Raw genomic sequence first — 16,079 nt, 5'->3', positions numbered from 1 at the left:
AACCAGCAGTACCAAGTAGCCGCTGCAGACTATGGCAGCGTGTCACTCAACCACTGGGAGAATGGCAATATCGACTGGATGTACTCAGTAGACATCACAGGGAGCGCAGGTACAAGCGTAATGGGACATGCGTACAATCGCCCTAGCGCGGGCGCCTCCTCGCTCCTTTTTTCTTTATCTCAACTCGCCGTCTCCTTGTCAGATCGTACTGCGGCTCCTGTACAAGTTCAGAGATTATTTACGCACTCTTTATGCTAATAAACAAGCAAAATCATTATCTCTCATCGGATTGCACAAAACCCGGCTTACCATTTCGGTAGCTGCGCTAGTACTTGTAATCCCAACGTGTGGCCTTGATAATACTTTTGCACAATCGAGCGTTAGTTCAGGCTATGATGGTTGCAGTCCACTAAGGTTGTACCCGCATCCCACTCACGCACTAAACTTGGAAAATTACACATGGATTTCAGTCACAAGCCTTGACTACATGCTCAAAAGACTAGTTGAGCTTGGAGAAAATACATCTGGAATCAACCCTCTTCCTTCATATCCATGTCTTGAATTGTCAAAGGAAAATCTTACCAGATTTGACTTTATACAAAGTGCGATAAACGGTAGTGATAGCTGCAAGCGCGGCCTCGAAACCTGCGGCTTATCCTCTGGATTTTCTTCGCCCGGCGACGATAGACTTTACTCCGAGAGCATTTCAAAAACGGAGGCTCTGGATGTGGAAACCCATTTTCCGCTTGACAATGGGAGCTCTGTACTGAACATTGACGGAAAGTACTATCTTTTTGAGCTGCATTCATCTGACTCAGAACAGCCAGTACAGGCCAGGTTCGAGTTTGCAAACACTACTCTGTTCAGCTACAGAAACACTGGCCCCATACATTTGACAGAGGGTCAATCGATCACGCTGCCGTTTACAATCAGAACTTTTGCCACTTATGGAAGGCCGACCAATGTTTCCGTTTATACCACTGCCAATGCGCCGGACTCTGGCATTGACTTTAAAATACTGCCGTCAGACCACTTTCTGATTCCTGAAAGAAGTACTGCAAACGGCACGGTATTGGTGACGGCCACGAAAAACGCCAACGATGGCATCTATGGGCTATTCATAGGGGGATACGACAACGCTCACTCTTGGGTGCGATCGTGTGGCGACTATACCGGCTATGTCTGTCCGGGAATTCAGATTGGAAACTCCAGCTGGGAAATACGGATGTTTTCAGGTTTTGCTGGCATGGGAGGAGACAAGTCGCCTGACGTGCTTGATTTGAAAACAGTAATAGAAAAGCCAGTCTACAACATTGGAGAAACCATTGGCATAAGGTTGCTTGTACAAAACAATGGCAATGACAGTGTTGTCTTGCAAAATCCAAGAATGATAATCGAAATAGGAAATGCAACTGTGCTTCACAACTCTCTGGAAAGCACCACCGAACTTCACAATCTTGTAAACATCGATGTGATGTCTTTACCGGATTACCGAATAAAGGTACCTGCGCACTCGAGCATCTTGCTGGCCCGGCCGTTTTATTGGAATCAGGAACTAGCCAGCGACATCAACCAATTTTATCCAGACATCGTCAGGCCGAAAGTATCTGCCGGCAACTATACAATTGAGACTTCTGCGGGGTTCAATGGCACCGTAATGGATAGCAAGACACCCTTGACCATAAGTCCAGTTTCAGATAGCGAATCTGCAACACTGCATGTTTCCAGATGCGGAATGCTTTCGTCTCGATTCGCCAGGCTGGACGATGTCAGTTTTTCCTCGTTTAATGCTACAGTGGGGCAAATAATCAATGAGACGGGAACAGTACAAAGCCTTGCAAAAGGGCAAATGTCAGTCAAGGTCATAGAACCGCCAATAGATGTTGAGAAAGTGCGAAAACAAAACCCCGGCAAAGAACTTGACTGCATTGATATCACCCCAAAAATGCTGTCTCAAATTCAAGCCAATACGACTGACTGGCAGGTTACAAACACATCTTTTTCAGGCGGGGCAAAAAACCAGACCACAATATCCGACGGTGGAAATAGTACACTTTCAATTAAGATGCAGCCGCTCAGGCCAGGCAATTACACGCTACTGCCTGGAATTCAGTATAGTGTCAGCCTCCCCAATGGGAGTACTGTTGCTCAAATTCGAACTCAGGGTCCCTACGTCTTCAATGTGGGCCTGACAGCAGATCAACTGCAGATATGCGACATACAGGGAGTAAAGCAATCAGATTGTACAAGTGATAGAATCTACGGTTCAATTATGCCACTAGTAAGACCAGAAGTGTGGTCAAGGTCGCCGTCGGCGTTTGTACCATACATCGGCATAGGCGCAGCATTGGCTAGTCTGATTGCATATTGGCAATTGAGGAAGAGAAAATGAAAAGTGGTTCAGTCTGATTTTGAAGAGTAACGCCCATCCTACAAATTTTGCAGTATTCGTTTCAGCTCCGTAGGTGTTGGAGTCCGACATGCGGCTGCTTGTATTGACAATCTATGCTTTCCATGCTTCAGTTGCATTGAGTTCGGCAAAAACTACGTCGTTGTTTATCCGTTATTATCTATAATGTTCACTAACGGAATATGGAATTAAATCGCAAGACTCACGACGCAGACCGTATAGCCAAAAGCGAAAATGACACGCCAGTTGAAGAGGTTCCAAGGACCAATACCGGTGTCAAGATAGACAATCCTGAAGAAATGGAAAAGGCAGAATAATCACTTATCGAGTCGGCGTCAGGCTTATTCTGAATGGGCCTGCAGGCAAGAGTATGGCTACCGATTCCGGCAAGCCCTGCCTTGTGCACTCTAAAGCGCAAGCGGCTACAGAGTGAGGTTGCATATAGCAATGGTAGTTTAACATCCGAGAAATGTGAAGCAGTCCGTAAATAGCATGATTTGAAACCTTGCAGCGCTGTAAGGTAGAGTTCCAAGCTGCCCTGCTGTAAAGCCGCGAAGGCTTTTGCCACCAAGGAACCCCGCGGCTGCAGCAGGATATTCTTGCTGATTTGAAATACGCAATAATCCGGAGTCGACTTAACATGTGTCGCAAAATGCTAGAACGTCAGTTCTGGAAGCCTTATAGTATACCGTAATCTTGAGCCAGTCAAGCCCGGCACGTTTGCTATAGGTCTTAGAATAGCCTCAAAGATAGTTTGTAAATTTTTCATAAAGCAGTTAGCTCATGATGTAGAGCCGAGATAACTTCTGACAGCGTTAAATGGCTTAATGTGATGAGGACTGGAAAGGCGGTTTTATGAACAGAAAAGAGTACATTCAAAACCTTCGAGGCGAGCTCGAGTCGTTAGGAATATCTCCAAAGCGTACGAACGAGCTTAATGACTCACAGGAATTAGAAGCCCTGACGGAAAATGTCAAGGAGACGTATTATCAGGACTACAAGACCGCGTACAGCTACAGAGATATCGATGCATCAAACTTTGACCATCTTGTCTAGGGCATTATTCTAATTCTTGTCTAATCCGCTGTTCGAGCTCTGCAATTGTCACCGGCTTTTTCATTATCGAGTCTGGGTCAAGGTCAGGCAATAGATCCATTTGGACCTCGTCATGAACTTCATAGCCAGAAGCAAAGCATGCCTTTTGCTGGGGGTCTTTTTCTTTTATCTTTGAGAGCAGTTCAAAGCCGGACATCCCTGGCATCTTTACGTCAAGCACGAGCATGGCATAGTGGTTTGGCTTGAACTTGGAAAGGGCAATAGCTGGGTCATTGTAAAGTTCGACTTCAAAGCCGCGCTTTTGTAGTCCTCGGGCAAATAGCCAGGCAATGTCTTTTTCGTCGTCTACTATCATTATGCGCGGTCTCGAATTCTCTGAGCGATTTGCGGTATAATTGTCGCGTTTAATACCTCCAACTGCTAGCAATAGTCTGCTTAAAGTTGAACCTAGGTTAATGGTGGCAATCTGAGTCATACCAATTGAAGGCATTGAAATAGGGCTGTCTAGGGAAGATTCAAGCAAGAGTGTTTGCGGCTCTCTGCGAGACATTGAGAAAGCGACCCAGCTTTGTCATTGAGAGAGATAAAAGGCATTGGTTGCTTTTTGATTTTGGCAGTTAAACTGACTTTGCAAAAAGCTAACCATTCAACCCTTAGCATTGATTGGAAAACACATTAAAACAAGATCTGCATTTCAGCCATGAAGCAGGATTCTGCGATAGACTTGGCACACATATTGCTTGTTGACGATGAGCCTGACATTGCTATGATAATGAAGAGGGGATTGACCAAAGCAGGATTTGATGTAACTTCATTTACCGATCCGCTTCAAGCGCTTGCCAATTTCAGGCAAGGGGTATACGATTTTCTATTGTTGGACGTAAAGATGCCGCAAATGGACGGTCTTACACTGTATGATCGGATTTACCAAATCGATAACAAGCCAAAGGCATGTTTTTTGACTGGGTTTGATGCCTTGCACGATCCGGATTTTGCAAAAAAATCCATTCATCATGACTCAAAATGCTTCTTGCAAAAGCCGGTGTCCATGAAAGACTTGGTGCTGACGGTTAAATCAAAGTTAGGAGTGAACTGAATCTTCTTTTTCTGTTGTTTCCAGATGGCTTTTGAGGCCATGCAAAGTTTATGAGCTATCCGCTGAGGTGTAATTTCTGTGTCAACCATAAGTGGCGTGCATTTGATCATTGAGAGCGAGAATCCAGATGCGGACGCAGCCTTTTTCCGAGATACAATGGCCTTAAAGCACGTTGACGCGGGAAATGGATTTCTTATCTTCAGACTGCCTCCTGCTGAAGCAGCATTCCATCCAGTTGATAGCAGCAGCGATGACAAATCACGAAACGGGATTTTCCTAATGTGTAATGACCTTAAGAAAGAAATGGCAAACCTACGAAGCAAGGGCACTAAATGCAGCAAGCCAATAAACGCACGATGGGGAACCGTTGCAAAGATTCAGCTGCCAAGCGGAATCGAGATCGGCCTCTATCAGCCCAAGCATGTCAGACCGGAATAATGCTCAAGCCGTCACGACCTTCATTCGAGCAACGCAGATCGTCCTAGTATGAGGGGAGCCACCGGCAGAGTGTATTGCAATGGCTTGCCCGCCTGGGAGATAGTGAAAGCCTATCACTGTCCGCCTTTCTGGCAGCGCATGTCAATGGCTCGGAATAAAGGTCCGCAAGAGGCCGTAAACGCTGAAGGGTTACTCGGGTAGAGCTCAGCGGAGTCCAAAGCCGGAGAAAATGAGGAAGTAGCCGAGGGGTTTATGCCGCGCGCTTTACTACAGAAAATTACGTCAGTTTCAATTCTCGTGCAACTAGATTTACCAAAGATTTTGCCGCATGCGGACGAAAAGCGCCAGTGCGGTTAGGGAGTACCACCTTCCTAAGTCCGCGCCGGAGCCGAAATGACGGCCAATGGTTACTAATCAGCCTGTTTCATAAGAATTGCGTTCGTTCGCAAATTTCAAAACTCCTCAGTTGGGTAGGTATGGTCGGATCGGGCAATCTGCGTCTTGAAACTAACTAGTGGTCTTTAGCTTGACAAGTGACTGCAAACGCACAAGTCTTTCATGACCATTTCTATCGTTACTTTTTATGCATGCACGTATTGCCTCATTTAGTATAGAATGTAAAGTCTTATCAGACATTCCAAGCTCATGGTTGTCCTGAAGCTCGGCGACTGTCTGTATCAAGTCACGTTCGCCTTTTAAGTAAAGTTCAATCATACTTTTTGTGTGCCTTGTCAAAAAATCGATGTTTGTTTCCAAGATGCTATTCTATGGCCTCTGAGATAGCACATAATTCACGCTAATGTTATTTATTCACAACGCCTTTATTCAAGCTATTTAGAAGTTTATCAGCGGCAATTGATAGGTGCCGGTGATGCAGGCTCGCTTGTGGTTTTTGGCGCTATTGCGGCAGCTCTGTTTTTCGACTTTGTGAATGGCTTCCATGATGCAGCTAATTCAATTGCCACCGTCGTTGGCACACGTGTTTTGAGGCCGTTGCATGCCGTTTCAATTGCAGCAGTTGCAAACTTTGCAGGCCCATTTGTCTTCGGTACCGCAGTGGCTGCAACTGTCGGAAAGGGAATAATCCAGCCCGAGTTTTCAACAGTTGAGGTAATCGTAACAGGTTTATCGGGTGCAATAGCATGGGACCTGATAACCTGGTGGGTGGGATTGCCTGCCTCTAGCAGCCATGCTCTAATTGGAGGTCTTGTTGGCTCGGCCTTACTTGCGGGTGGCATCCATGCAATCGTAAGTGATGGCATTCAAAAGACACTAACATTCATGGTTATATCCCCCGCAATGGGGTTTGCAATTGCCGCGGCATTTGGCATCGTTGTCATGCTTGCCTTCAAACGGTCAAGCTCTTCAAAGGTTAACAGAATCTTTGGCAGGCTTCAAGTCTTCTCATCCTCGTTTTTCTCACTGACACATGGGGCAAATGATGGTCAGAAAACTATGGGCGTGATTACTGCTCTCCTCATAGCAGGAGGCATGCTGGATGGCAAGTCATTTCATGTACCAATACTTGTCATAATCGGTTCTGCGGTCGCCATGGCATTTGGGACTTTCTTTGGAGGGTGGCGGATTGTAAAGACCATGGCATTTCGTCTCACTAACCTGCAGCCCTTTCAGGGATTTTGTGCCGAGACTGGCGGAGGTGCCATACTAACATCTATGGCGTGGCTTGGCATCCCCGTAAGCACGACTCATGCTATTTCTGGCGCCATTATGGGCGTAGGATCCACAAAGAGATTGTCTGCTGTAAGGTGGGGTCTGGGAAGAAGGATCATTTATGCTTGGATTATTACTATACCTGCAAGCGCTGCAATAGCAGCAGGCATTTCCTTACTGGTAAATCTTATTGCAGGTGCTCCGAGTCACTCACGCTAGTTAATTTCAAGCAATTATTGCATAACCGTTTGAGGAATTTGACGTTATCCATGTCGCTGTCGATATAAGCATCGAAAGATGCTTTTTCCTTCTTGCAGTTATCACATATTACTATTGCAAGACTTCGAATAATATCGGGAATCTTCTTTACTTCAGAAGGAGTAAGCGAATGTACAAAGTCAGAAGCTTGCATGGATTCTGCTGCCATAATACCCATCAGCTGCTAGGGGATACAAAGGATTAGTATATAGTCCCTATAGTCTATATACTTGCCAGAAGGCAATTGCAGCGCGGCTTCATATATCTGGTAATTTCTAGTGCAATTGCTATAGTTCATGAAGCAAGGCGGCTTTCTCTCATGGCTTCGCTCCAACGACAATGAAATAATCGCCTCTATCGAAAGGCAAGGCGAGATTCTGATAAAGTCTGTAAACGCTCTAGTTGAGATAATGACGGATTTTAACAAAATCGACCAATACCGAGCTGAAATCGAAAACCTGGAACATGAGGGTGACAGAATAACTCACAACCTTCACACCATAATGAACAAGAGCTTTGTGACGCCACTCGACAAGGAAGACATCTCTGCGCTCACCGGCCAGATAGACCAAGTCATAGATTATGTTGATAGGCTTACTGGTAGCATCGTTCTTTTTGATATCAACAGGCCAACCGAGTACATGACAGAACTTGCCAAAATGCTATTGTCGTCGTCACAAGAAATATTCTACCTTACAAAGAAGCTGCATGGCTTCAAAAAGGCAGACGACATCCTTATTCATTGCCGCAACATCAGCGATTATGAACACCAGGCAGACGTGATTTACAGAACTGCGATTGGCTATCTCTTTCGCACAAATGATGCAATTCAAATAATAAAGCTGAAGGAGATTTATGAAATTCTTGAGGGCGCACATGACAGATGTGCGGACGTCGCAGACATTTTTGAAGACATTGCACTAAAGTATGGATAGTGGTTCATTCGCAGATACTAATGTGCTGTTTGTCTAAGTTTGTGCGTCGATTCCACAGGATGATTCAGACTTGACTTAATTTTCGCGTGATAGCATTAAGTGCCTGCTCTTCACACGAGTTAGAAAAATCATTTGCTTTAAGACGAATATATCCTAGCTTGTTGTACTTTCCCCTGATTATTTGTTAGGATGATGTCTCGTCACTGGCCAATGCGCAATGCCTAAAGATTACTCTCTAGAGCGCCCACTGTGGAGCTCTCGGATCAAGAGATTGATGCCATGGTATCAACTCTTGCCAAGTATTGCGGGGTAATCGTCGGCTTTTTTCCTGCCGTGAAAGCTGTCCATAATTGAAAACTGCGTCCAGAAGTGTTTTATTCAATAGCTGCGTGCTTGGTCAAGATTTGTCAACGCCTGAGGAAAGAGACAGCAATAAAATAATCAAGGACATTCTAAATGCCGCTGTCAAAGAGGTGGGCAGGCTCGAGCTTATGCACGCAGTTACTCTTTCATATGCTCGCACGGCAGAATACATCCAGTCACTTGTACTAGACGGCCTTTTGGAATGCAGGAGAGGTGGAGCAATCTACAAGACTACTGCCAAAGGATTGCTGTGGCTTGACAGTCTTGTTTGAGGTCAGTGATTGCGGCGATGAAACTTTGCCTTCTTTCTGTCCATGAATGATTCAGTCTTGAGCAGCATATCATTGACATGGTGCAATACAACGTCCGCTGAAATTGGCTTCATTACAGCAACGTCTGCGCCAACTCTCATTGCCATTGCTTTGATATTCTCTTCTTCCACAACTACCATTATCTTTTGGTCGCGCTTGAGCCTCCTGATATTCAGAATCACGTCCACTCCTTGGTCTCCAGCTATTGCCCCATCCATTAAAACAACGTCAATTGCGTCCTTAAGGCCACTGTAGAGTGACAGGCATTCTTCGGCTGACGTTGCGGTATAGACAGTAAAGTTATTGAGCTGAAACGTGCCTGCGAGCAAGTCAAGGATGTAAGGCGACGTATCTGCAATGAGTATGACCGGCTTGGTACTGGTTTCTGCTCGGGCTTTGTCCATCAAGTGATCAGCCGACTTTTTTGGTTGCGTCGTCCTGCGTTTGGGCACACTTGGAAATAGTATCTATTGCTTAAAGTCATGATTATCTACTCGATAAGAATGAGTGATTGTCGGAAAAGCCTCAATCGAGATTCTACTTATCATCCGTGATAGGGCTTCTGGGTTTCCTGATGCAACCAGCACTATGCTAAAGTGCGATAGACGCGCTTATGTTGCCACAAGCTTGGCTGCATGAAAATCCCGCATTAATAGTGCCCTTGACTACTGAGTAGCTGGAGGTTTTGGCTCGCTTGGATGTATCCGGTAAATTAGCAGAGCAGAGTATTTGCCTCTATAGCCATCACCTCTATCGGTACTGACAAGATTGCTGTTGTAGTTGAGCTCTACAATGTCGATGTTTGGATGCTTCTCCAGAAAATCGTTGATTTGCGCTTCAAATGAACCTGCCTCGGCTGTGTCGGAAGCAAAGAATTTCGCCCTTAGCATGCTTTACTATATACGGTATTTGGCTTAAGCGTTTGAGCAGGTATGTGAATGATGCCTCACTCAAATGCCACGCTGTTCTTCAGGCAAGTTTGAACCAAACCGTCAAAAAGTGATTGATCATTCCAATCTGCAAAAGACCAGGAGAGCCGAGAGTAACTAATTCGCGCGTCAATTCGTGCAGGCAGGGGTACTGGTTCAATTGAGCTCAAACCTTTGGACTGTACCCCTGCTTTTAATAGAAAAGGCGGGCACGTGGTCCTGAATTACAGAAGTCGGACTTCTTATGGCAAGTTACCAAGACAAACAACCGTCACCCGCCTTTGTGAACAGAGTCTTTAAGTCGCGCCATGATGTACGTGCGCGTGTATTACTACGGTGCTACTCCCTTTTATCCTCGGCAGTAAGTTTTTGGCAGATTCTGTAGCCTGCCTTGGCCTTGCGTTCCTGAGCATCTGAAGGTCGCAAGGCAGTGCACCCCTTGTGTCCACGAATGCCAAATAGATATCACTATCTTTTTTGCGCATCCACAAGCCTACGAAGTCTGACAAATGTCTCTTGTTTTACGAAATGGGATCTTGCAAGTAATGTTGGCTTGGACGCACAGGCCACCCCTAGCTATTCGCAGCATAAAATCAAGCGCTTTTCAGGTGCTCTAGAATGCACCAACGTAGCTGATATAGCTGAAAATCTAACCACTACAGCATGTCAATAATTGAAGCCGGTACGGACCTTTTGTTTCCTAGAATCTTTACAATTTCGCTCCATATCACGTCCTTTACACTATGCATGGCTTTTACTTCTTCAAGTAAATCCAGGAGCTGTGAATTATCCTTAATGATCACCTCGGCGCGCAGGTCTATCGTTCTCCGATGCTTCTCCCAACGTAGACTACTTCATCGCGCTCCAGCAATTTTTCTGCGATGGCGACAGTCTCTCCACCCCCAGTATAGATTAGCAAATCCACACGTCTGTAACCCAAATCGTTCAACCTGAGTGAATATCTATATTCTAAGAAATGTTTTTCCAAATAAACTCGCCGCCGTTGTACAGTTGTTCTAGGAAGACCTATGATTTTTGCCAAGGCATGCGATGACATTCTAGCACCGGGACTAAGTAGAACCTTCAAAAGCTTCTTGTCAACTTCCGACAATTTCCTCAGAGGCTGCGGGTTATTCCCCTTTATTCCGTCCAATACTAATCTCAGTCATGGTATAGACGGCCCGAGCATGAAACTAGGTCGGTCGTTTTGACCAACACATCTGAGCCAAATGGCGTGTTTGCGACTGCCATACAGACCAAATGCCCATGGTGCTCTGGCAGCCTCATTCCAGCATAACATCGGTGCACTCTAGCAGGCCGCTTCCGCCACCTTCGCACCTTTTCCGCAAGTCCTGCAAATGAAATCCTGCTCGTCGGACATTTACAGCTCAACTCCATATCTGGCCCATAGCTCAGGGTCAGCACCGAGGCCAGAGATTGAGTCGGCTGTCAATTTGGCGCCTCACTCCTCCTTATGCTCTGGAGAAAGCTCTATCCGTGCTGCACCTAGACTTGCAAAGGAATTTCGCATCAAACATCAGACGACAATCGGCTTCCTAGCTGGTCTCCAGATGGCCAAAATGCGAAAATCATTATACCGTATATTGTTCTAGAGGAATCTTTAATAATATGTCTTCAATTTCTTAAATTATGGATAATGCGCAGCTTCAATGCCATTTTACGGAGCTGTAGCTTTCCATGAGTGGCTCGATAAACTCAGAACCGGCTCCCCCGACAACTAACGATGCGGAGTTTGCAGACTCTTTGGAAAGCGCGCTTGACGATTTGCTAGGAAGCGGTACGAAAAACGCCGTGATGCGGTTTCTTGCAGTTGAAAACGATTTCTTTAATGTTGTAAACCTGCCTGACGGTTCAAACAAAGCAGTTTCAGCGCGCCCGGTCAGTCAAATGACAAGGGAGCAAGTTGAAAAAAAATTAAGGATGCTTTTTGGAGTCGACGGAGCCGCGCCAATTCTGGAGCACGTCAGCCGTCAAATCGGCATCCGCGAACTGTCCTAGCTAACCTATCTGGGACCTGTCGATTGCAGGCAGTATCTTGTCGACTATGATGCTTTCGTGATTTGCATCAATGTCAAATGACACCAGCAGGGTAAAGTAGTCATTCAGCGGAATCGTTGCCCTTTTGACGCGCTCATAAACAGTGACAGAGTACTGCACGTTGCCGGTCTTGTGTGCAAATGTCTGGCGAGTGCCTAATCTGATTAGCGCTTGCATTGCGCACAACTTCAGTTCTTCGCTGTTTATCAATGGAGTAATGTCGCGATTGTAGTCATAGTACACAAGTATTCCGCGGTCGTTCATGATGCCGGCAAACCTGACCTGGCTGTCCGAGTCAAGAATCTTGCTGCAAATCTTTTCATGGTCGTTGAAACTTATTGTTGACAAAATCCACCAAATCCCCCGCTTTCAATCTATTCTTCCGGATAAATTAAACATTCCCCTTCTCTCCGTCTCATGGCTTCAGTTTTGGTTCACACCCAAAAATGCGAACTAAAATTGCAGCTAGCATTAGACATCGACTATGTGTAATTCTAATGAATTGTTGTGTCGCTAGAATGAGGTCCCACACAAAGCCTCGCAGCGTTTGTTGATTTTTGGAAATCCCGGTTCAAGCTTTCATTAGGATGACGTTACCTCTGGCCGAACGAATAGAACGTCTCCCCATAATGGTTAAAACCAAGCACTTTAGGAAAGGAGCATGACTTTTACCAGCAATTGCGATATTTACGCTGCAGTCCACGACAACGGTATTAACAGAGTGATAAAGCACCTGATGCGAAAGCGGCCGTCACTTTTCAACTATGGCACGTCGCTTCTTGTTTCAAACCCTGATCTGTTTTGTAAACATATCAACGCAGATCCGGAGGTGATACAAAACGCTAATCCCCTTGCGACTACTCTCGGTCCGCTTCCAGTGATTGGAATGAACGTCTTTCCGGGAGGGTCGATAGGGCCCACAGGACTGGCGCTAAACTTTGGCGCTCAACTTTCAAAGGGAGAGATCGATTTCTTTAGAGGCAATGTCTTTACCTTGCCTCCAGAACTTGGGACACTTGCAAACCAGCGCATGGCAGTCCACTTTCAAGTTTGTGCAGGGATAGGGTGTCCCAAGGAAATTGTACGCCCCGGGCACATTATTAGGCCGCCAATAGCGACACAGAGGTTTCAACGAGAGCAAGTGGCGGGATTAAGGGTTCCGCCTGACAAAATTAGAGACCCCATTCAGGTGCAGGAAATTACGCTTCCTACTTCGGGGCTTGAATGCTTTTGCCTCGACCTGTATGCAACTGCAGGCTGCAGCATTACCGGCCCAGTCGGTAACCAGAAAATTTCACCGCACGTCGACGGCATAGAAATAGTCGACCTCAAACCAGTTGGCTTGGAAAATGCAATAGAATGCTATGCAAAGCTGGTTCTTGACAGCGGGATCCTTCCGCCTGTCAGCGAATTTATTTCAAGCCTGGCGTTTGGGTTGTTCCAGATCCCAAGCACAACAGGCGACTTTCAGATTTCTGGCAACATCCAGCTTTCAGCGGCTACCGCCGTTGCCAACAATCCCGCAATAGAGGACGATCAGCTGAAGGTCTTTGTCAACATTGACACGCTGAACCTGAACATTTTGGTGACAACAGGTTCTGGTGGCGGAGGGGGCGGTGGCAGCGGAGGAAGTGGTGGCACTGTGACAAGGACTATTCGCCCGCGCACAAGGACAGGAGTTTTTGACCTTACGGCAGCCATGTCAGAAAAAGCTTTCAAGAAGGTCTATGGAGCTGTGATTGACGGCTTTAGGTTCAGCTCTTCTGACAGCGGATCCTACAGCATCTTTAGTGCCAGCTACTCTGTGGCTGCTCACCTGCAGGGAGGAACCATTGACCTGGAGACCAACGGCTCAATACGGGTAAGCGATCTTGAGGTCAAGTGGGACACACTCTATCTTGACCTTGGAATTGACATCCCGACAATAACAATTGGAGGATTCTGCATTCTGTGGGTTCCCGTAGAAGGCTGCATCATCGAGGCGCCCTCTATAGACCTGTTTAGTGCAAGCCCGGACATCTCGGTACCGCTTGACCTTAGCGGCCTGATAACGTCTGAAGTCACTTTCAGCGCAATCCCCAAGGTGTTTTACGGCGTGGGTTCGGGTGTGCCAAACAGATGGCAGATAACCCTGGTGCCGACGCTGCCTATCCTGCTTGACATAATAGACATTGCAGACACGGTAGGAGATCTGTTCCATAACCTGATAACAAACGCAATAGACAATCTGTTAAATGCGCTTGGGCTGCCTGGCTGGGCAGTAGACTTTATCGACAGCGTGCTTGGCGGCGTTGAGGGGATAATCCGAACAGTTCTTGACATTCCAGACGACGTCGCCGGGTTTATCCTTGACCTGATAGGGAATCTGGGAATATTTCAGGCGCTAATTGACGCAATAAGCCAGTACATCGCCATCACGCTTTTTGAGCTGGAGGATCCCAAGGAAATTCTTCCAGGCGACCCTGCAGTACCGCTGATTCCTGTAAGACTCCCAATCGAGTTTCTGGACATTCACGTTGATTCTAATGGTAGCGAGCTGGTAATTCAGGGAGACATTGGAGATTAGAAATGAAGTTCAACATCAACCGCCATCTGTTTGCTCAAATAAATGTAGACAGCGCAGCATTGAACTTGCTGTCTTCAGCCGTGCACAGGTTTTCGCAGCCAGGAGAATACAGCGGGATAATTTCAAGCGGGCAGAATGTAACCGGGCGGTTTTCGCTGACCGTGGTCGAGAGCCAAGCAAATCCACAGGTGCCCGGCCGCGTTAAAATAGATCTAAAGAGCACGCAGCAGGAGCGATTCAGCGTTAAAGCCGGTGGCTACTGCACCTTTTACGTGTCAGCCGGGCCCGGCAACTATTCAGTCGAAGTAAGCAGGCTTGAAAGCGAAGGTTTTGTGAAAGAATTTGACAGCAAGGAGCTCAAGAGCGGGGATTATTTCTCGGCAACGGTGATTCGCCCAGGGAGCTATTCTATCCTTAATGCAATTGTTAACACTCGGTCAGAACTCATAGTAAACTACCCCGAGGCTGGCAAGGCACAGAGAGGCGCCCCGGCTGTAAACGTTGAATGCGCTGCCAATCAAATGTCGCCAGCAAGAGTTATGGTAGACCCGCCGCAGGGGTTGGTCTTTGTCTGCAAGACAGCTTCTAGGATAAAGATTGAACTCACAAGGCCAGACGACAGGCCGTCACGCGTTCATGCTCGCCTTGCTGCCTTTGCAAAAACGCAGGCGCAAACTAGCCACCCTCAAGGCAGCGGAGAAAAAAAGCCTATTCGGAGATACCAGCTCATGCCAAGTGGGGCCAAGACTTTGGACGAGACGTAGCGCGCTCTGCGCTCAAAGGCGCTACCCGCCATTTTTTCACAGTATCATTGCCGAGTTATTTAGTTGATTAAAAGAAATTGGGTTTTGCCGTCTGAGAGCAATAGATATAGCGCTAATGGTCTCAAATAGGCACATGAGCTACAACAAGCTGACTCCAGAAGAAGAGCGAGTCATTGTCCACAAGGGGACCGAGCCTCCTTTTACCGGCGAGTACGATAATTTCTATAAAAAGGGGACCTACGTCTGCAGAAGATGCAACACTCCACTATTTTCCTCAAAGGCCAAGTTTGACGCCGGCTGCGGCTGGCCTGCATTTGATGACAGCTTTCCCGGCGCAGTCAGGCGTCTTCCGGACCCGGACGGCGAGAGGACGGAAATCGAGTGTGCAAAATGCGGCGCCCACCTCGGCCACGAGTTTGTCGGAGAGATGCTCACAGCCAAGAACACCCGCGAGTGCGTGAACTCGCTTTCAATAAGGTTCGTGCCTGACAAGCCATGACAACGGAAACAGCGACGTTTGCGAGCGGCTGCTTCTGGTGCACAGAGGCAGTGTTTGGCAGGCTGCAAGGCGTCAAGTCCGTGCTGCCGGGATATTCCGGCGGCCGAGTTGAAAACCCGACCTACGAGCAGGTTTGCTCCGGGCGCACAGGGCACGCCGAGGCAGCGCAGATTGAATTTGACCCTGACGTGATATCGTATGAGAAGCTGCTGGACGTATTCTGGCATACCCACGACCCGACTACCCTTAACCGGCAGGGAAACGACGTTGGCACCCAGTACAGGTCTGCTATATTTTACCACGACGAAAGGCAGAGAGAAATTGCAGAGAAGTCAAAAATGGAGCTTGAGAAAACCGGCGCGTACAGTGATCCGGTTGTGACTGAGATAGTGCCGTTCAAGAAATTCTACGTTGCAGAGGACTATCACAAGAACTATTACGACCAGAACAGAGAAGCGCCGTACTGCGCGTTTGTAATCGACCCAAAGATACGCAAGCTGACAAAGCAGTATGCGAATCAGTTAAAGAAGTAACACCGTGAACATATGATGCTAGGGCCAGCATTGAACCACCCAACATGCATTGATTGCTGCAGCACATTTGCCTAAAGTGTTAGTGCATCCTTTGACAATCACCGCCCACGATAGGAGGTGGGCGGAAGGCGAAGGCCAGACAACCTGACACTGCGGAATTATTCCAATCTTCAAGACTGATGACCTTCCAGC

General features: G+C 47.0%; 18 protein-coding genes. 13 read left to right on the top strand and 5 right to left on the bottom strand.

Annotated elements, in window-relative coordinates; translation table 11 throughout:
* Nucleotides 1–289 precede the first annotated feature (289 nt).
* From ABI361_08735 to ABI361_08725, 3 genes are all read left to right on the top strand, one after another.
* Entirely contained in the window at nucleotides 290–2,392 is a 2,103-nt protein-coding gene (locus ABI361_08735; GenBank protein ID MEO9320743.1) for a hypothetical protein, read from the top strand.
* A 200-nt stretch (nucleotides 2,393–2,592) separates the two neighbouring features.
* Nucleotides 2,593–2,727, top strand: a complete 135-nt coding sequence (locus ABI361_08730) for a hypothetical protein (GenBank protein ID MEO9320742.1) — start codon at nucleotides 2,593–2,595, stop codon at nucleotides 2,725–2,727.
* A 538-nt stretch (nucleotides 2,728–3,265) separates the two neighbouring features.
* Nucleotides 3,266–3,466 carry a hypothetical protein gene (locus ABI361_08725; protein MEO9320741.1) on the top strand — a complete coding sequence of 67 codons (201 nt, stop codon included), beginning with the start codon at nucleotides 3,266–3,268 and terminating at the stop codon, nucleotides 3,464–3,466.
* A 4-nt stretch (nucleotides 3,467–3,470) separates the two neighbouring features.
* On the opposite strand, the gene ABI361_08720 is transcribed toward ABI361_08725, so the two are convergent.
* Entirely contained in the window at nucleotides 3,471–3,821 is a 351-nt protein-coding gene (locus ABI361_08720; GenBank protein MEO9320740.1) for a response regulator, read from the bottom strand.
* A 345-nt stretch (nucleotides 3,822–4,166) separates the two neighbouring features.
* Between ABI361_08720 and ABI361_08715 the strand changes: the two genes are divergently transcribed.
* The 5 genes from ABI361_08715 (at nucleotide 4,167) to ABI361_08695 (ending at nucleotide 8,499) form a co-directional block, all read left to right on the top strand.
* A complete protein-coding gene (locus ABI361_08715; GenBank protein ID MEO9320739.1) occupies nucleotides 4,167–4,562 on the top strand; it encodes a response regulator in 396 nt (131 codons plus the stop codon).
* 78 nt (nucleotides 4,563–4,640) lie between these two features.
* A complete protein-coding gene (locus tag ABI361_08710; protein MEO9320738.1) occupies nucleotides 4,641–5,000 on the top strand; it encodes an extradiol dioxygenase in 360 nt (119 codons plus the stop codon).
* Nucleotides 5,001–5,855: 855 nt separating this feature from the next.
* A complete protein-coding gene (locus ABI361_08705) occupies nucleotides 5,856–6,890 on the top strand; it encodes an inorganic phosphate transporter (GenBank protein MEO9320737.1) in 1,035 nt (344 codons plus the stop codon).
* Nucleotides 6,891–7,225: 335 nt separating this feature from the next.
* The gene (locus ABI361_08700; GenBank protein ID MEO9320736.1) at nucleotides 7,226–7,864 is read left to right on the top strand and encodes a DUF47 family protein; all 639 of its coding nucleotides are present in this window, start codon (nucleotides 7,226–7,228) and stop codon (nucleotides 7,862–7,864) included.
* A gap of 404 nt (nucleotides 7,865–8,268) precedes the next feature.
* On the top strand, nucleotides 8,269–8,499 hold the full coding sequence (locus ABI361_08695) for a winged helix-turn-helix domain-containing protein (GenBank protein MEO9320735.1): 231 nt from the start codon (nucleotides 8,269–8,271) through the stop codon (nucleotides 8,497–8,499).
* Between the two features lie 2 nt (nucleotides 8,500–8,501).
* Here ABI361_08695 and ABI361_08690 read toward each other — a convergent pair whose 3' ends face one another.
* From ABI361_08690 to ABI361_08680, 3 genes are all read right to left on the bottom strand, one after another.
* The gene (locus tag ABI361_08690; protein ID MEO9320734.1) at nucleotides 8,502–8,990 is read right to left on the bottom strand and encodes a response regulator; all 489 of its coding nucleotides are present in this window, start codon (nucleotides 8,988–8,990) and stop codon (nucleotides 8,502–8,504) included.
* 213 nt (nucleotides 8,991–9,203) lie between these two features.
* Nucleotides 9,204–9,428, bottom strand: coding sequence for a hypothetical protein (locus tag ABI361_08685; GenBank protein ID MEO9320733.1), 225 nt, complete (start codon nucleotides 9,426–9,428; stop codon nucleotides 9,204–9,206).
* 856 nt (nucleotides 9,429–10,284) lie between these two features.
* Nucleotides 10,285–10,407 carry a hypothetical protein gene (locus ABI361_08680; protein ID MEO9320732.1) on the bottom strand — a complete coding sequence of 41 codons (123 nt, stop codon included), beginning with the start codon at nucleotides 10,405–10,407 and terminating at the stop codon, nucleotides 10,285–10,287.
* Between the two features lie 758 nt (nucleotides 10,408–11,165).
* Here ABI361_08680 and ABI361_08675 point away from each other — a divergent pair.
* Nucleotides 11,166–11,486, top strand: a complete 321-nt coding sequence (locus ABI361_08675) for a hypothetical protein (protein ID MEO9320731.1) — start codon at nucleotides 11,166–11,168, stop codon at nucleotides 11,484–11,486.
* Here ABI361_08675 and ABI361_08670 read toward each other — a convergent pair whose 3' ends face one another.
* Nucleotides 11,487–11,873, bottom strand: a complete 387-nt coding sequence (locus ABI361_08670; protein MEO9320730.1) for a hypothetical protein — start codon at nucleotides 11,871–11,873, stop codon at nucleotides 11,487–11,489.
* 313 nt (nucleotides 11,874–12,186) lie between these two features.
* On the opposite strand from ABI361_08670, the gene ABI361_08665 reads away from it, so the two are divergent.
* From ABI361_08665 to msrA, 4 genes are all read left to right on the top strand, one after another.
* Complete coding sequence (locus ABI361_08665) at nucleotides 12,187–14,091, top strand: hypothetical protein (protein MEO9320729.1); 1,905 nt, start codon at nucleotides 12,187–12,189, stop codon at nucleotides 14,089–14,091.
* Between the two features lie 2 nt (nucleotides 14,092–14,093).
* The gene (locus tag ABI361_08660; GenBank protein ID MEO9320728.1) at nucleotides 14,094–14,855 is read left to right on the top strand and encodes a hypothetical protein; all 762 of its coding nucleotides are present in this window, start codon (nucleotides 14,094–14,096) and stop codon (nucleotides 14,853–14,855) included.
* Between the two features lie 115 nt (nucleotides 14,856–14,970).
* Nucleotides 14,971–15,354 carry a methionine-R-sulfoxide reductase gene (locus tag ABI361_08655; GenBank protein ID MEO9320727.1) on the top strand — a complete coding sequence of 128 codons (384 nt, stop codon included), beginning with the start codon at nucleotides 14,971–14,973 and terminating at the stop codon, nucleotides 15,352–15,354.
* Entirely contained in the window at nucleotides 15,351–15,887 is a 537-nt protein-coding gene (gene msrA / locus ABI361_08650) for a peptide-methionine (S)-S-oxide reductase MsrA (GenBank protein MEO9320726.1), read from the top strand. Before ABI361_08655 ends, msrA begins: the two co-directional genes overlap by 4 nt.
* The last annotated feature ends 192 nt before the right edge of the window (nucleotides 15,888–16,079 follow it).

The sequence above is a fragment of the Nitrososphaera sp. genome, from assembly GCA_039938515.1.
Lineage (GTDB): Archaea > Thermoproteota > Nitrososphaeria > Nitrososphaerales > Nitrososphaeraceae > Nitrososphaera.
The sequence above is the reverse complement of the archived record's forward strand: the minus strand, read 5'-3'. Positions and strand labels throughout refer to the sequence as shown.